The organism is Bacillus sp. PAMC28571 (genome assembly GCF_014250435.1).
GTDB lineage: Bacteria > Bacillota > Bacilli > Bacillales > Bacillaceae > Bacillus > Bacillus safensis.
The window spans coordinates 159,481-175,930 of record NZ_CP060191.1; the positions used below are offsets into that span (position 1 = coordinate 159,481).

The window sequence follows — 16,450 nt, forward strand, 5'->3', positions numbered from 1 at the left end:
GGACTTTACCTCTCGCTTTTTTTGTTTTCTCCTAGTTCGATTGTTATATTTTCTGACAATTTCATGTGCAGTCTATCCAAAGTTGGTATAATCAATATAAATTCGAATATTCGGACTTTATATTCCGTATTTCGGAACAACAAGGAGGGATTCTATGTATCAAGTGGATATCAACTGTGATTTGGGAGAAAGCTTTGGTCAATACACAATCGGTGCAGACGAACAAATCTTAGAATATGTCACCTCAGCCAACATTGCTTGCGGTTTTCATGCAGGAGATCCAACGGTTATGAGAAAGACAGTCAGAATGGCATTGGATAAAGGGGTCAAAATTGGTGCACATCCTGGTTTGCAAGATTTGGCCGGCTTTGGCAGACGTCCAATGGCTATCTCCGCAGAGGAAGCCTATGATCTTGTCATCTATCAAATTGGCGCTCTATCAGCCTTTCTCAAGGCCGAGGGCGGTACGATGCAGCATGTCAAACCACACGGAGCTCTCTACAACATGGCGGCTAAAAATACTGAATTATCTGAATCGATTGCGCAGGCTGTGTATGATGTGGACCCAAACCTTGTGTTATTTGGTCTGTCAGGCAGTGAACTTGCGTTAGCAGGTGAACGAATAGGTTTGCAAGTGGCACATGAAGTGTTTTCTGATCGGACGTATCAAACAGACGGGACGCTGACATCGCGCCGCGAACCACATGCACTCATTGAAGAGGATGAGCGGGCCGTCCAGCAGGTTGTTCGTATGGTGAGAGAAGGCAGGGTTCGTACAGTTCAAGGAGAAGATATCGAGCTCAAAGCAGATACGGTCTGCATTCACGGAGACGGCAGCCATGCGCTTCAATTTGCGAAAACCATTACAGCGAAGCTAAAAGAAGCCGGTATTCATCTCAAGGCCTTTCAATAAAAATTGTCATCAAAGGGGGAAACAGCATGAAAACAGAGAAAGTCAAACACATGAAGGCTCCAAAGGGGAATCGGTCTATGCTGATGGGCGCTGCCTTTTTAATGGCGACGTCCGCGATCGGACCGGGATTTTTAACACAAACAACCGTCTTCACACAGCAGCTTGCGGCTAGCTTTGGGTTTGTCATTTTGATCTCCATTTTATTAGATATTTTTGCACAAACAAATGTATGGCGCATCATTGCCGTTTCAGAAAAACGAGGTCAGGATATAGCGAATATGGTGCTCCCGGGTCTGGGCTATGTGCTGGCCTTTTTGATTGTCATTGGAGGACTTGCCTTTAACATCGGAAATATCGCTGGAGCTGGTCTCGGTTTTCAGGTGATCACAGGAATTGATCCGCGAATCGGAGCAGCCATCAGTGCTGTGATTGCCATTTTGATCTTTGTGATTAAAGAAGCTGGGAAAGCAATGGACCGTTTCACACAAATAGCAGGTTTTGTCATGATTGGCCTGATGCTGTACGTGGCGGTTTCAACAGCACCGCCCGTTGGAGAAGCAGCGCTCAGAACATTTGTCCCAGAAGAAATTGATATTTTATCAGTAGTGACACTTGTCGGGGGGACAGTTGGCGGCTATATCGTATTTGCTGGTGGGCATCGTCTATTGGATGCTGGCATTAAAGGGAAGGATGCACTTCCTCAAGTGACAAAAAGCTCTGTTTTCGGCATTCTCATTACATCTGTGATGCGTGTCGCTTTATTTTTGGCCGTTCTAGGAGTGGTCTCAAAGGGCTTGCAGATAGATCCATCCAACCCGCCCGCCTCTGTTTTTCAATTAGCTTCAGGAAATATCGGATATAAAATGTTCGGGATTATTATGTGGGCTGCGGCGATTACATCCGTCATTGGAGCAGCATACACATCTGTTTCCTTCTTTAAAACCTTCTCACCAAAAATTGAGCAAAACCAGCGTGGTATCATCATTGGCTTTATTGCCCTCTCGACCATTTGTTTTATTACGATCGGAAGACCAGTGAACATCTTGATATTAGTTGGAGCAATCAATGCATTGATTTTGCCGCTCGCCCTTGGCACATTACTCGTTGCGGCGTATAAGAAAGACATTGTCGGAGATTATCGTCATCCATTCTTTTTGACAGTGACTGGTGCATTTGTTGTGGTCATTATGGCGATGATGGGCGGCTATACCATCATTAATGAAATCCCGAAACTATGGAGCTGATTCAGATGAATACTTATCAAACATATGAGCCATCACAGATGAGAGAATTGATTCGCGAAAAAAAGATCACAGGACCAACGGCTGGCTTTGCAGAAGGGTTTGCTCAAGCCAATTTAATGATTGTCAAAAAGGAACTTGCCTTTGATTTTCTTTTATTTTGCCAGCGGAATCCGGCTGCATGTCCATTGCTTGATGTACTGGACCCAGGTGATCCAGTGCCAAGAAGGTCGGCGCCTCAAGCGGATATTCGTACGGACTTTCCTAAGTACCGTATTTACCGAAAAGGGATTCTTGAAGAAGAGGTGACAGATATCACTGCTTATTGGGAGGATGATATGGTTGCCTTTCTCATTGGATGCAGTTTTACGTTTGAGCACGCGCTTATGCTGAATGACATTCCTGTCCGCCATATTGAAGACGGTCATAACGTACCCATGTATCAAACGAATATAGCTTGTGAGAAAGCAGGAGTCTTTCATGGCCCGATGGTGGTCAGCATGAGACCCATTCCGGCGCATCAAGTCACAAGAAGTGTTCAAGTGACATCTCGATTTCCATCAGTCCATGGTGGTCCAATTCATATAGGGGACCCAGCGGTGATTGGCATTTCCGATGTGAATCAGCCTGACTTTGGAGAACCATCTGTGATCAAAGAAGGAGAAGTCCCGGTGTTTTGGGCATGTGGTGTGACGCCGCAAGCCATTGTCATGCATACAAAACCCGACATTGCGATCACTCATGCACCCGGGCATATGTTCATCACAGATCGAAGAGATCAAAAGCTAGGTGTACTGTAGAAAGAGAGGTGTCCTCAAGTGGCTTTTTCAACGATAAAAGATTCCATCACCTACCACCCGCTGGGAGATGCAGCGATCGTCATCCAAGCTGGAGCTGACATACGTGAGGAGATTCATGCACGTGTTGAGCAGCTGTTTGCATGTATTGAACAGCACCCATTTGAAGGGTATGTAGAAGCAGTTCAAGCCTTTACAAGCGTGACTGTTTTTTACGAGCCTTATACCGTACATCAATCGGCCCAGCTTCAAACACAAGACCTGTCTCCATATGAATGGGTCAAAGGCTATATTGAACAACTTCTTGAAGACAAATGGCAGGAGGGAGTTCAGGTGAAGCGCCGCATCGTTGACATTCCAGTCTGTTACGGGGGAACGCTGGGCCCTGATTTAGAAGAGGTTGCCCGTATCAATGGTTTAACGCCAGAAGAAGTCGTGCGTATTCACACTGCCGGCACGTACCTTGTCTATATGATTGGATTTGCCCCAGGGTTTCCGTTTTTAGGCGGGCTGTCTGAAAAGATCGCAGCACCACGCAGAGAAACACCAAGGATGTCCATTCCAAAAGGCTCTGTTGGTATTGCAGGAAAGCAGACAGGTGTTTATCCAATTTCTACACCCGGGGGCTGGCAGCTCATTGGACAAACCCCGCTGCCGCTTTTTCGCCCAGCCGAGGAAATTCCGAGTCTATTGAAAGCAGGGGACGAGGTCAGATTTGTCCAAATGTCTGAAAAGGAATTTTTCAGCATGAAGGAGGCAGAACGTTGAGTATTCATGTCATCAAGCCAGGGATGTACACAACCATTCAAGATAAAGGGCGGCAAGGCTATCAAAAGTATGGCGTCTTAACGAGCGGCGGCATGGACCCGCTCTCACTTAGAATCGCCAACATTCTCACCGGCAACCAAGAAAATGAAGCCGTGCTGGAAGTGACGTTGATGGGGCCAGGGCCTGTGCTCACATGTGAGAGGGATCAGCTCATTGCATTCACTGGTGCTGATGTTGAGATTGATATTGATGGAGAGCGGGCACCATTATGGAAGCCGCTCTTTGTCCGATCAGGAAGCACGATCACTTTTGGTCTTTGTAAGAGAGGCTGCCGCGTTTATCTTGCTGTGGCAGGTGGATTTGATGTGGAACCAGTCATGAAGAGCAAAAGCACCTATGTCAGAGCAGGGATCGGTGGACTGAAAGGACGACCGCTTGAAAAAGGCGACGTTCTGCCTGTTGGAGAGCCGTCTATCGTAGCGGATCATTTGTTTGATAGGCTGAAAAATAAAGTGAAACAGGCGGGATACGGCGCACCCGATTGGACAGTGAGTCATGATCATTTTTTACCGCTGCGGAAATCACCAGTGATTCGTGTGCTGGCAGGCAGGCATCTTTCTCATTTTCAAGAAACATCTCAAACCGAGTTTTTTGAGCAGCCTTATCAGGTCACACCCCAATCAGATCGCATGGGCTGCCGGCTAAAGGGAGAGCCGGTTCATTTAAAAGAAAAGCTGGAATTGATCTCAGAAGCGGTCGCCTTTGGATCTATTCAAATTCCTCCTGATGGCCAGCCGATTATTCTGCTGGCAGATCGACAGACGACAGGCGGATACCCGCGTATTGGAGAAGTAGCGACTGTTGATTTGCCGCTTATTGCACAGGCGATGCCTGGGGCAAAGCTGTATTTTGAACAAATAGATCATCGGGATGCAGAGCACGCGTTATTTAAGCAAGAAGCAGAACTGAGGGAGCTGGCCGCAAGGATCAAGCTGGAAGCATTCTCGTTTAGAAAAGGTGAAGAAGATGCAGAACACAAATAAAACGGTTGTGAAATCAATGGAGATTTTGCGGCTGTTTATTGCTCACGATCAATTAACATTAAATGAAATGATTGAGCTTTCCGGTATGCCGAAAACATCTGTCCATCGCATGGCGAGCTCTTTAGCCGATATGGGACTGTTAGAGAAGCAAGAAACAGGTGTTTATCGATTAGGCTTAATGTTCCTTGAATACGGTCAGCTTGTGGCGGACCGCCTTGATATTCGAAGGATTGCAAGACCATTTATGGAAAGCTTACGGGATGAAGTAGGAGAAGCTGTACAGCTCATTGTTCGTGAGGGCGACGAAGCCATTTACGTGGAAAAGATTGAAGGTACGCAGCCTGTTCGACTCTACACCGCCGTTGGCAGACGGTCTCCCCTATATGCGGGTGCCTGTGCGAGAAGTATTCTTTCCTTTTTGCCAGAAAGAGAGAGACTTGCCTATATTGACTCAATTGAGCTGGGGAAGATCGGAATTGGGACCATCACAGATAAAGAGGTTCTAAGAAACATGCTGGAAGAATCAAATGCGCGGGGATATACGCTAAGCTATTCTGAGCTTGAAAACTATACAGCTGCGATTGGAGCTCCTATTTTCAATCATCTAGGGGAAGTGGCAGCAGGTATTAGCATTGCAGGATTTGAAGCAGGCTATCAAAAAGAACGCTTACCTTACTTAATTAAACAGGTGAAAAAAGCCGCCAGTGATATTTCGAGAGAATTAGGTTTTTCTGAACAAATAAAAAGCCAATGACCGTAAAGATCATTGGCTTTTTGTGTGCAGTTGATTAGAAAGTTTTTCCTAAAGCTTTCGCACGTTCGATTGCATCTGCTTTAATTTGCTCTGCTTTCGCAGGCTCAGCATTGTGGCCTTCAACGATAAGACCTTCGAAAGAAGGGATTCCGAAGAAGTTAGCGATTGTACCAAGGTAACGATGACCTGCTTCAAGTTCAGCAGCAGGACCTTCAGAGTAGTATCCGCCACGTGCTTGGATGTGAAGAGCTTTTTTGTCTGTTAATAATCCAACAGGACCTTGCTCAGTGTATTTGAATGTTTTACCAGCTACAGCAACAGAGTCGATGTATGCTTTAAGAACTGGTGGGAATGAGAAGTTCCAAAGTGGTGAAACAAATACATATTTGTCAGCAGAAACGAATTGATCACTTAATTCGTTTAGACGAGCAACTTTCGCTTGCTCTTCAGCTGAAAGTGTATCGAAACCAGCGCCAGATTGAAGTTTGCCCCAGCCAGCGAATACATCTGCATCAATGTGAGGGATGTTTTCTTTGTACAAATCGATATGTACAACCTCGTCACTTGGATTTGCTTCCTTATAAGATTCGATAAATGCCTTAGCAGTAGCCATACTGTAAGAAACTGTTTCATCATGCGGATGTGCAGTGATGTATAAAACTTTTGCCATGTTCATTCAATCCTTTCTGTTTCGGTTATTTTTTTAGCGTATCCCAAAGGTACACTGAAGATGTGGCATCTTTAATCATATTGGAATGCTATGAAAAAGATGTAACAAGCACAGTTACATGAAAACTGATATTTTCATTGTAATCACTATGTAGTTTGAAGTCAAGGTAAAAAGTCTCGAAATCAAGATAAAAAGTTTGTAAATTTTTCTGGAACGCGTAAACACGCAGTTTTCAGCGCAAAAAGCCTACTCTTATTGAACAAAAAATTGATCGATATCGCAAGTAAAGAGTTTGTAAAGGCGCTGCATCTCAAAAAAAGATGGATGCCCCTAAGTCATCTGCTACAAGCATCTGTTCTACGGTTTCGTATATATAAGAGAAGGCAGGAGAGAGTGAGGGATAAGAGTGGGACGATCCTATGTTGCGATTGGAGATTCCTTAACAGTTGGGGTGGGGGCACGTTTATTTGGCGGAGGATTTGTTCAGCGGTTTTGGTGGATGCTTGAAAAAAAGACGCATGCACCAGTTGAGCTGTCCGTATTTGCAAAATCAGGATTAACGACCGAGCAGATTTTACAACTCTTCAAACGGTCAGAGGTGAGACGTTCGATTGCGGCAGCTGACATCATCACCATCACAGGCTGTGGGAATGACCTTGTTCAAGCTGTTCAGCAGTATGAGGAAAGTGAAGATGAAAAGAAACTGCTGCAAGCAGTCATACATTGTCAGGCGAATTTTAGCAAGATGATTCAAGAAATCGCTCAGATCAAAAGAGGGCAGCATCAGCCCTACTACGTGTATTTCATGAATTTATATAATCCATTTCCGCAAATACCAATAGCCGGTCGGTGGCTTCAGCAATATAATCAACAGCTTCGTTTGCTTGCTGCGAATCCGCATGTAGAAGTTGTGGATGTGTACCGGGCGTTTGAAGGACATGAAAGAGCCTACTTATCGATTGATCAATTTCACCCGAATCCTAAGGGGTATGAAGCGATGGCAGAAGCATTGTTTAAGGCATACTGTAAACAGCTGTAATCCGTGGGATTGCAGTTTTTTTCATCCTTTTCAATATATGACGGTTTCGATATGATAAAAGAAACGAAGGCGAAAGAGGTGTGCAGGCATGGAGGAAATCAGTGCGTTTTTTCAAAAGGTGTCAGGAACGGCTTATGAAGTAGGAAAACAGCAGGCTGTCTGGCTTAAGGAGAACCCGTTGCTAAAGACACAATATATTCGAACAGAACCGGTAACACAACAGGCTGTGAAAGAAACGAAGCAGTTGATCCGTCCCTTTCTTCCTCAATTAGATGAAGAGATTGCTGGATTTTGTGATGAAATGCAATTAGATGAGTGTTATTTGACCTTTTTCTATTCATCTTATCTTCAGCCTGGCTGTTCCCATTGCGTGAGGCAGGGGAATATGGCGGCCGGTCAACAAACGGTCATGCTGCGTAACTATGATTTCTCCCCGATTTTTGATGATATGCGTCTTGTGACGACACATGTGAAAGGCTCAGTATATCATACAGGCTCGTCGCTGCTGTTGTTTGGCAGATCTGATGGAATGAATGAGCATGGTCTTGCTGTGACTTTCTCTGCTTGCGGTCCGCCGGTTGGCAATGAACCCGGTTTAAAGCCTCCAGCCGTCGCCGGTTTGCAGGTGTATCATGTGATTCGCTCTGTTCTGGAATCCTGTCCAACGGTTGAGGAAGCCATTCGCTCTATCGAGGAAATGCCCGTTGCCTCAAATGTTCATATCATGCTTGCCGATCGAAAAGGAAAGGCGGCTGTGATTGAAATCATTGATGGTCAAAAAAGGGTGAGGAGACCGGAGAGAGGTTATATTGCTGCAACGAATCATCCGGTAGCTGATCAAACAGCAAAAGGGATGACCAAGCATCATTCTGTTGTCAGATACGATATGTTAATGGAAGCTTTAAAAGAGCAACGATCAAGTGATTCTCTTGTGAAGCTGTTCCAGACAGAATATCCTGATGGTCTGACTGTGCACAATTATGAGGAGCTGTTTGGAACGATGCGAACCGTCATGTTCCGTCCAGAAGAAGGCACAATCGATTATTGCTTTGGCTCTCCCGTATACAATCCGACTTATTCTTTAAAAGCCGGGGATTCATTGCCTTTTCAAGAACAAAAGGTTCAATTTCATCAAAAGGATTATGGATCGTCATTTTGGAGAAGTGTCTGATGATCCCTTGTTTATATTTTGTCATAGCCGCTGTGCCAAATTCAGATCAACTTAAGATTGCAGCGCTCGTTGAAAGCGTTTTATATTAAGGTGTGACAATAGACCTATTTATACAGAAGGAGGCATTTCATGTACATAACGGCACGAGAACAGAAAGTCATTAAATACATCATTCAGCAAAATCGTTATGTCACCATTCGTGAGATAGCCGATTCTGTTCAGGTAAGTACTAGAACGATCCATAGAGAACTAAAATCCATTAAACCAATATTGAAAGATTATCATCTTTCATTAGATAAACAGCCGGGGAAAGGCTTGAAGGCAGTCGGCGAACAGGAGGATAAACAGCGGCTTCTTGCTCATATGTCAAATGAGGATCAAATCGAATATAGCTCAGATGAACGAAAGCTCTTAATTCTATGTGCGCTGCTTGAAGCGAAGGAACCGGTGAAATTATACACACTCGCAGCTGACTTGCAGGTCACAAATGCGACGATCAGCTATGATTTAGATGAACTAACAGAGTGGATTGCTCCATACGGTTTGCAGCTTATCCGCAAGCGCGGGTACGGCATTGAATTAAAAGGGCCGGAGGAAGCAAAACGAAAAATTGTCGGCAATCTCATTGTTGACCGGCTCGACATTCAATTATTTTTAGAAACGATTGAAATGAATATCAAACATCGAACGAAAGCGACGGAAAAGGTGTTTGGCGTTGTCAGCAGAGGACAGCTGCTAAAGGTAGAAAGGCTGCTCTTTCATTTGAAAGATCGACTGTCACTCTCATTATCTGATAGTGCCTATATTGCACTTGTTGTTCACTTAACCTATGCCATCGAACGTATTCAGCTTGGGGAAACCATTCGAATGGAAGAGGAAGAGCTGCTGGAATTAAAGCGGACGAAGGAATTTGAATCATCACTTCGAATGGCAAGGGCGCTTGAACGCATGTTTAATGTGGAGATTCCTGAAGCGGAGGTCGGATATATGACCATCCATCTTCGCAGTGCAAATCGCAGCTTTGGGGCAGAATACCGTATTGATGAAATTGAGCTGGATATAGCGCTGAGAACGAAAAAGCTCATTGATTTTATTTCAAATAAAACCGGCTATCATCTCAATGAAAATGATTCATTGTATGAGGGGCTCGTGTCTCATCTTGAGCCTGCCATGAACCGTCTAAAGGAAAAGATGAGAATCTATAATCCGCTCACACAACAAATAAAAAAAGACTACTTTTTGCTGTTTATGGCGATTGAAGAAGGAGTCGAGCGTTTCTTTCCAGAGATTGAATTTCCAGAGGATGAAATCGCCTTTCTTGTGCTTCACTTTGGCTCAGTGCTTGAAATCAAAAAAGAAGAAACAAAAATTCATGCGCTCGTTGTTTGCTCAAGCGGGATTGGTTCCTCGAAAATGCTCGCCTCCCGGTTGAAAAAAGAATTGCCGGAGATCGCCAAATTCGATCTATCCTCCTTGATGGAGCTAAAGGAAATCGATGCATCAAGCTATGACATGATTGTCTCGACCGTTCCGATTCCCTATGAGCATATCGATTACATTATGGTCAGCCCGCTTTTAAACGAGGATGATGCCATGCGTGTGAAGGCTCATATTAAACGGAAGATTCCTTATATCATCGAGAAAAAAAGAACAAAAGAATCTCCTAAAGAATTGGTGCAAGAAACCGTTGATATGATGGCGGTTGCAGAGCAGGTGGCGAATTATATGTTTGTGATTCGCAGCATTCTGTCCCATTTTACCATCGAAAAAAGAAAGACGATGCCGCAGCATGATGAAACCATCAGGCAGCTGCTTTGTCAGCTTGAAGAGGAAGGGTTTATCATACATGCGGATGATGTAGCGGGCGGCCTTTTGGAACGTGAACAGCAAGGCGGCTTAGGCATACCTGGGACTGAGTTTGCTCTTTATCATTTAAAGCATGCATTCATCAAAGAACCAATCTTTCATATTTATGATCTTGATCAGGCATACGAGGTTAAAAGCATGGATGGCGGGCAGCAGCAGATGTCACGAATGCTCATGATGCTTGCGCCGCAAGAGCTTGGCAAGGAAGGGTCAGAAATGTTTAGTCTGATCAGTTCATCCATCATTGAAAGTGAAGAAAGCATGGCGCTTTATGGACAAGGAACAAAGGAAGACATTGAACAGAAATTACATCAGCTTTTCTATCAATTTGTCAAAGAGGCAAAGTGGTAAGAAAAAGGCCGAGAGCTTATTCGCTTCTCGGCTTTTTTGCTGTGACACAGACGGCAAGGGTAGGGCGAATTTCTTCATACTCAATAGAAAATTGGTCAAACCCAGCAAACTGCAAGTCGTTTAATATGTTTTCACCCATCTCTTTTGTCCGATTGGCATCAGCTCCTTTTTCTCTTGGCTGCATCACAATAACGAGTGTTCCGCCTGGTTTCAAGGTGTGATAAAGATTGAGTAAGCCCGTTTTTGGATCATCCCAAATCGTAAAATTGTTAACAGACAGCACTTTATCATACTGCTCTCCGGGAAGACGTGTTTTCTCGATTTTTCCGACATACAGCCGAACCTGTTTGTCTTTTGCCCGTTTGCTGACGCGTGACTGTGCTTGCTCCTGCATGGTGGAAGAAGCATCAAGCCCATCAATATGAAGATCTTGATAATGCTTGAGCATATGTTTAATACTGTAGCCGGGTCCATAGCCAATTTCTAAAATGTTTTCACCATCTGTCAAATCTAAGTGGCGGATGGCCCACTGATTCAATGCTTTATTTTCATTTGCCATAATGAGTCCAGCAATGCTTCCGAGCCAGCCTTTTGGTCTGCTAAAGGTTTTCGAAATAGACAGCATGTGAGAACGCTCCTTTTTGATGATCATGTAACCGATTTTTCCCCTCTTCAAACATGCTGATTTTCGGGAACACATCAGTACAGCTTTATGATGTTTGAGTGAAAAAATGAGGTGGTAATGAAAGGATACATCAACAAATCAAGGAGGAGCTTATACATGGATTTACGTGAATATTTAACAAATGGCATTCCGCGCCAAACGCAGGATCAGCAGCCAGGCAGTGAAAGAGAAATGAATCCAGCGCCGATCTTTGAGGATGAATCATATCAAGGTTCTGGCAAGCTTAAAGGAAAAGTGGCACTGATTACAGGCGGAGATAGTGGAATTGGACGGGCAGTATCTGTTGCCTATGCAAAGGAAGGTGCACATGTTGCCATTGTGTATTTAAATGAACATGAGGATGCAGAGGATACGCAAAAGCGTGTAGAACAAGAAGGCGTTAAATGCTTAACGATTGCAGGAGATGTCGGTGACGAAGCCTTTTGTGAGAAAGCAGTAGAAAAAACAGTTGAAGCCTTTGGTCAATTAGACATTTTAGTAAATAATGCGGCTGAACAGCATCCGCAAGAACGTATTCAAGATATTTCGAGTGAACAGCTTCACCAAACCTTTAGAACCAACTTCTATTCCTATTTCTATTTTACGAAAAAGGCACTGGATTATTTAAAACCAGGAAGCTCCATCATTAATACAACATCAATTAACCCATATCGGGGAAACCCAGTGCTGATTGATTATACGGCGACAAAAGGAGCCATTAACGGCTTTACGCGTTCTATGGCACAATCGCTTGTGAAAGATGGGATTCGGGTGAACGGTGTAGCGCCAGGTCCAATTTGGACGCCACTCATTCCATCTACATTTGATGAAGACAGTGTGGAAAGCTTCGGCGCAGAAACCCCAATGGGAAGACCAGGACAGCCTGTTGAGCATGTCGGCTGCTTTGTCCTGCTGGCTTCTGATGAATCGTCTTATATGACAGGACAAACACTTCATGTCAACGGCGGTTCCTTTATGAATACATGATCTACCGCGGCACCGCCCAGCTTTGATTGGGCGGTGTTTTTAGTATTTCTTGCGATTTTTCTGCACAGATATGACAGACCATACGATAATGCCTACAACAACTGCCGCAATGACAAGTGAACTCAAATGGAACATCGTTTCATGATGCATGTTCAATTTCTCCCTTCATTGAACCTGTTTTCTATAGCATCAGCCAGAAGGTCTCTTTTTATGAAAAACACATTTCTTTGTTTAATGAATGGGCTGTCGTGGAAACCTACGTATACGGATGAAATTTTGAAGGAGTGAAACGATATGTCTCAAGAAGAATTAAAACAGAAGGTATTAAACCTATTAGATGAACAAAAGGTCGGGACACTAGCGACTGTTGAACAGGATAAGCCGCATACTCGCTACATGACGTTTTTCCATGAAGGTCTGACGTTATATACACCAACGAGTAAAGAAACACATAAAGCAGATGAAATTGAAAAAAATCCGAATGTTCATATTCTTATTGGATATTCAGGCGAAGGATTCGGTGATACTTATGCAGAAATTGCAGGTACCGCAACATTAACCGATGATCGGGAACTGATCGACCGTCTTTGGTCTGATGAGATGGAGAAATGGTTTAAAGGAAAAGAGGATCCGAATTTAGTGATTCTGAAGATTGAGCCAACCTCCATTCGTTATATGAATGAAGGAAGCCGTACACCAGCAGAATTATCACTTTAACACTTGCGTAAGCAGGGGGAATGTGTTATAGTTTTATATTAGTGTTGAAATAAGCAAATAAATAAAGAAAGTAAACTTTCTTTTTTCTATGACATAATGAGAAGCAATAGAGCTTCTACTTGATAAGAACGAGACGCTGTCAAAGCGAACAAACTTATTCTTTTCCTTCTGCACCCGCCCCCTATAAAAGCGGAAGAATGGAAAAAAGACGTTTTGATTTACAATTCACACTGGCACGGCTTCGGAGCCGTAAGGACGAATGAGAGGTAGGGCTTTCGTTGTCTTGTTATCCAGAACTTCCATGGCGTTTACTTTCAAACGTAGGTTCACTCGGAACACATATGACACACTGATATGATCGAATCTTAATTCATACACTCCGTAACGGAGATTAAACATTGATTATTTATTTGCATGAAAAGAGTAAGGAACAGGCTGCCATCTATTTGGCAGCCTTTTTCATTAGGTCAAACAATAGAACCCCGAAACCAATGAGAACAAGAAAAGGAAAAACAAAGGTCGCAACCATCCGCATAGCGTCCGCTCCAAAAGGGTTCGATACTAACAGCAGGCCGATAAATGCAAAGATCATCAGAGTGAATAAAGCGGGCTTCATGATCATTTACTTTGTCCTTTCTTCTGATACTGCCAAATTCTCTCAATAAAAAAGAACATAACCGCAAACAAAATAGAAAACATGAACATGTCCAGCAGTGTCACGCCTCTATTTGGGTGCACAAGACCAAACCAAACGAATTGCAGAACAAAAGAAATCACAAAATAAAGAATGGATTTTTTCATTATTGTCCTCTTTTCACTTATTTTTTTGTCCCTTAAGCCACATCAGCCAAATGATGAAGGAACCAATCACACATGAGAGCAAAGTGACAGGCGGCAAGGTGTGCCAGCTAGTCAGCCCCTTTACAAAACACATATAAAAAAAGAAAATGGAAATGGATACGAGTACCCATTGCTTGAACCAGCGAGGGACACGCAGCCAAGCTGCTAGAATGATTGATGATAGCTTATCCAATGAGATAACTCCTTTTTTGAATCTGATTGGATTTTATCGTAAACAACAAAGTTTGTAAAATATGGATTTTAGGGGCTTTGATGGTATTCTTCTAGCATGAAACATTTTCGCTGTACTGACGTATAAGGTAAAGGAACCTCATGAAAGGAAGCGATCAAGTGAAAAGAATACCAGTGATTTTCCTCAGGTATATTGTCTTCTTTATTCCAGCAATCATTCTTAGTTTCTTGGTGTGGAACCACTACCAAGATGATTTGTCAGCAGGGAAAGCGACGCAATATGACGTCAGACGAATATTTACATTTGATGAAGGGAAACGAGTGGTGAGTGCTGTATCAAAAGACCAGCAACTCCATTTTGTAATGTATGATCCTCAATCAGGAAAAATAATCAGTGAATGGTCCACGGAAAGCGATACGTTTAATGAAATGGTGCCATCCATTCAAGGTAACAATCTCTTACTTGCTTTAAAAAATAAAGAGGGGCAGCTTTTGATCGAGAAACTAACGCCTAGCGGAGAAAAGAAAGAGCTCATTAAACAAAACTTGCAGATTCCCTCATTTTTAAAAACGAATACATACCAATGGAATGGACGGCTCGTATTTACAGGAGAAATGGAAGGTGCCGCTACAGTCCTAGGTGAGCTAAAGAATGGTCAGTTTTTTCATGTGCACAATCTCAACAAACTGAAGCTGCCAGCAAGACCCGTTTCCATCGATGCCGTCATGAACTCCTTTAGAGGCCAGACGCCTATACCTATATTTGAATTGACTTTAAAAAATGACCAGAAAGCATATGTCAGCGGAGTCTCAAACGATAAGCATCAGCTTGGGGTCTATGTCTCCAAAAACGCTGAACCGTTTAGCCTCATTAAAGATAAAGTGGAGAAGCAGCTAGCAAAAACAATTGGAACATCCCAAAACTTTGCCGTCGCTGTCGAATCTAACTATCCAAAAAGACCAAGGAAAGTGAATGCAGATGGAGGGCTTGGTGAAGTCGTCCCAACACCAAAACCGATTTATCAAACCTTTATCTACCAGCTTAATGAAGAAGAAGTTCTTCTTGTAGGCTCTACAGCAAAGGACGAAGCAAAAGGCAAGCTGACTGGTTATATTTACAACCACCGCACAAATAAGACGACGTCTGTCAGCAAGCTTTTTCAGTCGTTTTCATATGAAATTTTAAACAGAGAAGGACTATTTTTTCATAAAAATGTGAATAGTGATTGGATCTATTATTCATTCGAAAATCAATTAACGGGTGCATTTGAGACGAAAAGCAAACAGCTAAAGGAATTTCCTTTGCAAAAAGTCATCTCAATCGAAAACGCAAGCCCTGCTCACCAAACATCATTTGACACCTTTATGCAATATGTCATGAAAGGCGGACCGCTCATTCTCAACTGGGCAATATGGCTGTTTATTCCATTGCTGTTATTTGTACTAGCCATCTTCCTGCCGCCGATTTTGAGATTGGTGAGAAACAACAAAATCAAAGACAGTGTCACATTAGAAGCCAATATTGTGTCTGTTAAAGAAACGGGCACCTACATCAACGAACAGCCGATTATCAAAATGCAGCTGCAATTTCAATATGATGGGCAAAATATCGAGAAGACGATTAAAACGGTTGTATCCTATACCCAGATACCACAGCCGGGTCAGCGTATCGCCATTCTCTATAATCCGCAGAAGAAAAAGGCGATGCTCTTAAAAGAAGGTGACTTCTCGCAGCCAAGTCAGCCAAAGTTCATCAAAGGCGCTGTTTTAAGAAATATAGAATCATATGGAACCGTAGGACGAGGCACGGTCTTATCGCTTACATTTGAAGCAGATCAGAAAAGGTATACCATTCCGATGATTCAAGCCGCTGGTTTTGAATTTACAACAGGAGAAAAAGCCGATCTTGTCGACATCAACGGCCAGCTCAAAATGGCAGCCTATGGCCATGAAGTGCGGAATCGATCGGGGAAAGATGTGACGTTAACAGGAACGATCCAGCGTGTGAAGCAATATCCAATTGCCATCCATGAACAAAAGCCTATTCAGCTTGATGTGACGGTTTCAAACGGAGATGAGTCTATCACAAAAACGGTCAGCCAGTTTATCCCTGATCATATGCAGGTCGCAGCGGGCACTCAAATCACGATCCAGACAAAGAAAGAAGAGCTGGATAGAGAAATGGGTCTCATGCAAGAGAAACAAGGAAGTGCAAAAGTGACCAATGTTGAATTTGCGGGCGTCATCGGCAATCTGCCGTTAGCGATCATTCAGGTTGAGAGAAATGGCATGATGTATGAAGTGAAACAGCCAATCGATCCAATCACCAGCGTCTTGCCTGGTGATGAATTATGGGTGGCATATCACGACATGACGCGTCGAGCAGCCATTGTGAAATATGCATCAATATAAAAAAGCGTTCCTTTATCAGGACGCT

17 protein-coding genes are annotated in these 16,450 nt (G+C 43.4%); 12 read left to right on the forward strand and 5 right to left on the reverse strand.

Annotation, left to right across the window (positions count from 1 at the left end):
• Window positions 1-154: 154 nt before the first annotated feature.
• Genes H7F25_RS00570 through H7F25_RS00595 form a run of 6 tightly spaced genes read left to right on the forward strand, consistent with a single transcriptional unit; the run spans window position 155 to window position 5,516 of the window.
• Window positions 155-913, forward strand: coding sequence for a LamB/YcsF family protein (locus tag H7F25_RS00570; RefSeq protein WP_073203848.1), 759 nt, complete (start codon window positions 155-157; stop codon window positions 911-913).
• 26 nt (window positions 914-939) lie between these two features.
• Window positions 940-2,157 carry an NRAMP family divalent metal transporter gene (locus tag H7F25_RS00575; RefSeq protein WP_073203851.1) on the forward strand — a complete coding sequence of 406 codons (1,218 nt, stop codon included), beginning with the start codon at window positions 940-942 and terminating at the stop codon, window positions 2,155-2,157.
• Window positions 2,158-2,162: 5 nt separating this feature from the next.
• Window positions 2,163-2,954 carry a putative hydro-lyase gene (locus H7F25_RS00580; RefSeq protein ID WP_041106507.1) on the forward strand — a complete coding sequence of 264 codons (792 nt, stop codon included), beginning with the start codon at window positions 2,163-2,165 and terminating at the stop codon, window positions 2,952-2,954.
• Between the two features lie 18 nt (window positions 2,955-2,972).
• Window positions 2,973-3,719, forward strand: a complete 747-nt coding sequence (pxpB, locus tag H7F25_RS00585) for a 5-oxoprolinase subunit PxpB (protein WP_073203854.1) — start codon at window positions 2,973-2,975, stop codon at window positions 3,717-3,719.
• The gene (locus H7F25_RS00590; RefSeq protein ID WP_185854103.1) at window positions 3,716-4,762 is read left to right on the forward strand and encodes a 5-oxoprolinase subunit C family protein; all 1,047 of its coding nucleotides are present in this window, start codon (window positions 3,716-3,718) and stop codon (window positions 4,760-4,762) included. The genes pxpB and H7F25_RS00590 overlap by 4 nt, the downstream gene beginning before the upstream one ends.
• Window positions 4,746-5,516, forward strand: coding sequence for an IclR family transcriptional regulator (locus H7F25_RS00595; protein ID WP_073203860.1), 771 nt, complete (start codon window positions 4,746-4,748; stop codon window positions 5,514-5,516). Before H7F25_RS00590 ends, H7F25_RS00595 begins: the two co-directional genes overlap by 17 nt.
• Before the next feature lie 34 nt (window positions 5,517-5,550).
• Here H7F25_RS00595 and H7F25_RS00600 read toward each other — a convergent pair whose 3' ends face one another.
• A complete protein-coding gene (locus H7F25_RS00600) occupies window positions 5,551-6,186 on the reverse strand; it encodes an FMN-dependent NADH-azoreductase (RefSeq protein ID WP_024425558.1) in 636 nt (211 codons plus the stop codon).
• Between the two features lie 406 nt (window positions 6,187-6,592).
• Here H7F25_RS00600 and H7F25_RS00605 point away from each other — a divergent pair, with 406 nt between their 5' ends.
• The 3 genes from H7F25_RS00605 to H7F25_RS00615 all read left to right on the forward strand — a co-directional run bounded on the left by H7F25_RS00605 (window position 6,593) and on the right by H7F25_RS00615 (window position 10,613).
• The gene (locus H7F25_RS00605; protein ID WP_044335074.1) at window positions 6,593-7,225 is read left to right on the forward strand and encodes a GDSL-type esterase/lipase family protein; all 633 of its coding nucleotides are present in this window, start codon (window positions 6,593-6,595) and stop codon (window positions 7,223-7,225) included.
• Window positions 7,226-7,313: 88 nt separating this feature from the next.
• Window positions 7,314-8,396 (forward strand): C45 family autoproteolytic acyltransferase/hydrolase, encoded by a 1,083-nt coding sequence (locus H7F25_RS00610; protein ID WP_185854104.1) that lies wholly within the window; start codon window positions 7,314-7,316, stop codon window positions 8,394-8,396.
• Between the two features lie 129 nt (window positions 8,397-8,525).
• The gene (locus tag H7F25_RS00615) at window positions 8,526-10,613 is read left to right on the forward strand and encodes a BglG family transcription antiterminator (RefSeq protein ID WP_024425559.1); all 2,088 of its coding nucleotides are present in this window, start codon (window positions 8,526-8,528) and stop codon (window positions 10,611-10,613) included.
• 16 nt (window positions 10,614-10,629) lie between these two features.
• On the opposite strand, the gene H7F25_RS00620 is transcribed toward H7F25_RS00615, so the two are convergent.
• Window positions 10,630-11,265, reverse strand: a complete 636-nt coding sequence (locus H7F25_RS00620; protein WP_236626603.1) for a class I SAM-dependent methyltransferase — start codon at window positions 11,263-11,265, stop codon at window positions 10,630-10,632.
• Between the two features lie 129 nt (window positions 11,266-11,394).
• Between H7F25_RS00620 and H7F25_RS00625 the strand changes: the two genes are divergently transcribed.
• The gene (locus tag H7F25_RS00625) at window positions 11,395-12,264 is read left to right on the forward strand and encodes an SDR family oxidoreductase (RefSeq protein ID WP_024425561.1); all 870 of its coding nucleotides are present in this window, start codon (window positions 11,395-11,397) and stop codon (window positions 12,262-12,264) included.
• Window positions 12,265-12,558: 294 nt separating this feature from the next.
• Window positions 12,559-12,981 (forward strand): pyridoxamine 5'-phosphate oxidase family protein, encoded by a 423-nt coding sequence (locus H7F25_RS00630; RefSeq protein WP_073203869.1) that lies wholly within the window; start codon window positions 12,559-12,561, stop codon window positions 12,979-12,981.
• Window positions 12,982-13,423: 442 nt separating this feature from the next.
• Here H7F25_RS00630 and H7F25_RS00635 read toward each other — a convergent pair whose 3' ends face one another.
• The 3 genes from H7F25_RS00635 to H7F25_RS00645 are packed head-to-tail and all read right to left on the reverse strand — an operon-like array spanning window position 13,424 to window position 14,014.
• Window positions 13,424-13,603: a hypothetical protein gene (locus H7F25_RS00635; protein ID WP_103132435.1), complete on the reverse strand. Its 180-nt coding sequence runs from the start codon at window positions 13,601-13,603 to the stop codon at window positions 13,424-13,426.
• Complete coding sequence (locus H7F25_RS00640) at window positions 13,600-13,782, reverse strand: hypothetical protein (protein ID WP_172881211.1); 183 nt, start codon at window positions 13,780-13,782, stop codon at window positions 13,600-13,602. Before H7F25_RS00640 ends, H7F25_RS00635 begins: the two co-directional genes overlap by 4 nt.
• A 13-nt stretch (window positions 13,783-13,795) precedes the next feature.
• Window positions 13,796-14,014, reverse strand: coding sequence for a hypothetical protein (locus H7F25_RS00645; protein WP_034283837.1), 219 nt, complete (start codon window positions 14,012-14,014; stop codon window positions 13,796-13,798).
• Between the two features lie 158 nt (window positions 14,015-14,172).
• On the opposite strand from H7F25_RS00645, the gene H7F25_RS00650 reads away from it, so the two are divergent.
• A complete protein-coding gene (locus H7F25_RS00650) occupies window positions 14,173-16,425 on the forward strand; it encodes a hypothetical protein (RefSeq protein ID WP_243837432.1) in 2,253 nt (750 codons plus the stop codon).
• Window positions 16,426-16,450 lie beyond the last annotated feature (25 nt).

Coding starts and splice junctions, on each gene's coding strand:
- H7F25_RS00570 (WP_073203848.1), top strand. CDS start 155: ATGTATCAAGTGGATATCAACTGTGATTTGGGAGAAAGCTTTGGTCAA.
- H7F25_RS00575 (WP_073203851.1), top strand. CDS start 940: ATGAAAACAGAGAAAGTCAAACACATGAAGGCTCCAAAGGGGAATCGG.
- H7F25_RS00580 (WP_041106507.1), top strand. CDS start 2,163: ATGAATACTTATCAAACATATGAGCCATCACAGATGAGAGAATTGATT.
- H7F25_RS00595 (WP_073203860.1), top strand. CDS start 4,746: ATGCAGAACACAAATAAAACGGTTGTGAAATCAATGGAGATTTTGCGG.
- H7F25_RS00600 (WP_024425558.1), bottom strand. CDS start 6,186: ATGGCAAAAGTTTTATACATCACTGCACATCCGCATGATGAAACAGTT.
- H7F25_RS00610 (WP_185854104.1), top strand. CDS start 7,314: ATGGAGGAAATCAGTGCGTTTTTTCAAAAGGTGTCAGGAACGGCTTAT.
- H7F25_RS00615 (WP_024425559.1), top strand. CDS start 8,526: ATGTACATAACGGCACGAGAACAGAAAGTCATTAAATACATCATTCAG.
- H7F25_RS00620 (WP_236626603.1), bottom strand. CDS start 11,265: ATGATCATCAAAAAGGAGCGTTCTCACATGCTGTCTATTTCGAAAACC.
- H7F25_RS00625 (WP_024425561.1), top strand. CDS start 11,395: ATGGATTTACGTGAATATTTAACAAATGGCATTCCGCGCCAAACGCAG.
- H7F25_RS00630 (WP_073203869.1), top strand. CDS start 12,559: ATGTCTCAAGAAGAATTAAAACAGAAGGTATTAAACCTATTAGATGAA.
- H7F25_RS00635 (WP_103132435.1), bottom strand. CDS start 13,603: ATGATCATGAAGCCCGCTTTATTCACTCTGATGATCTTTGCATTTATC.
- H7F25_RS00640 (WP_172881211.1), bottom strand. CDS start 13,782: ATGAAAAAATCCATTCTTTATTTTGTGATTTCTTTTGTTCTGCAATTC.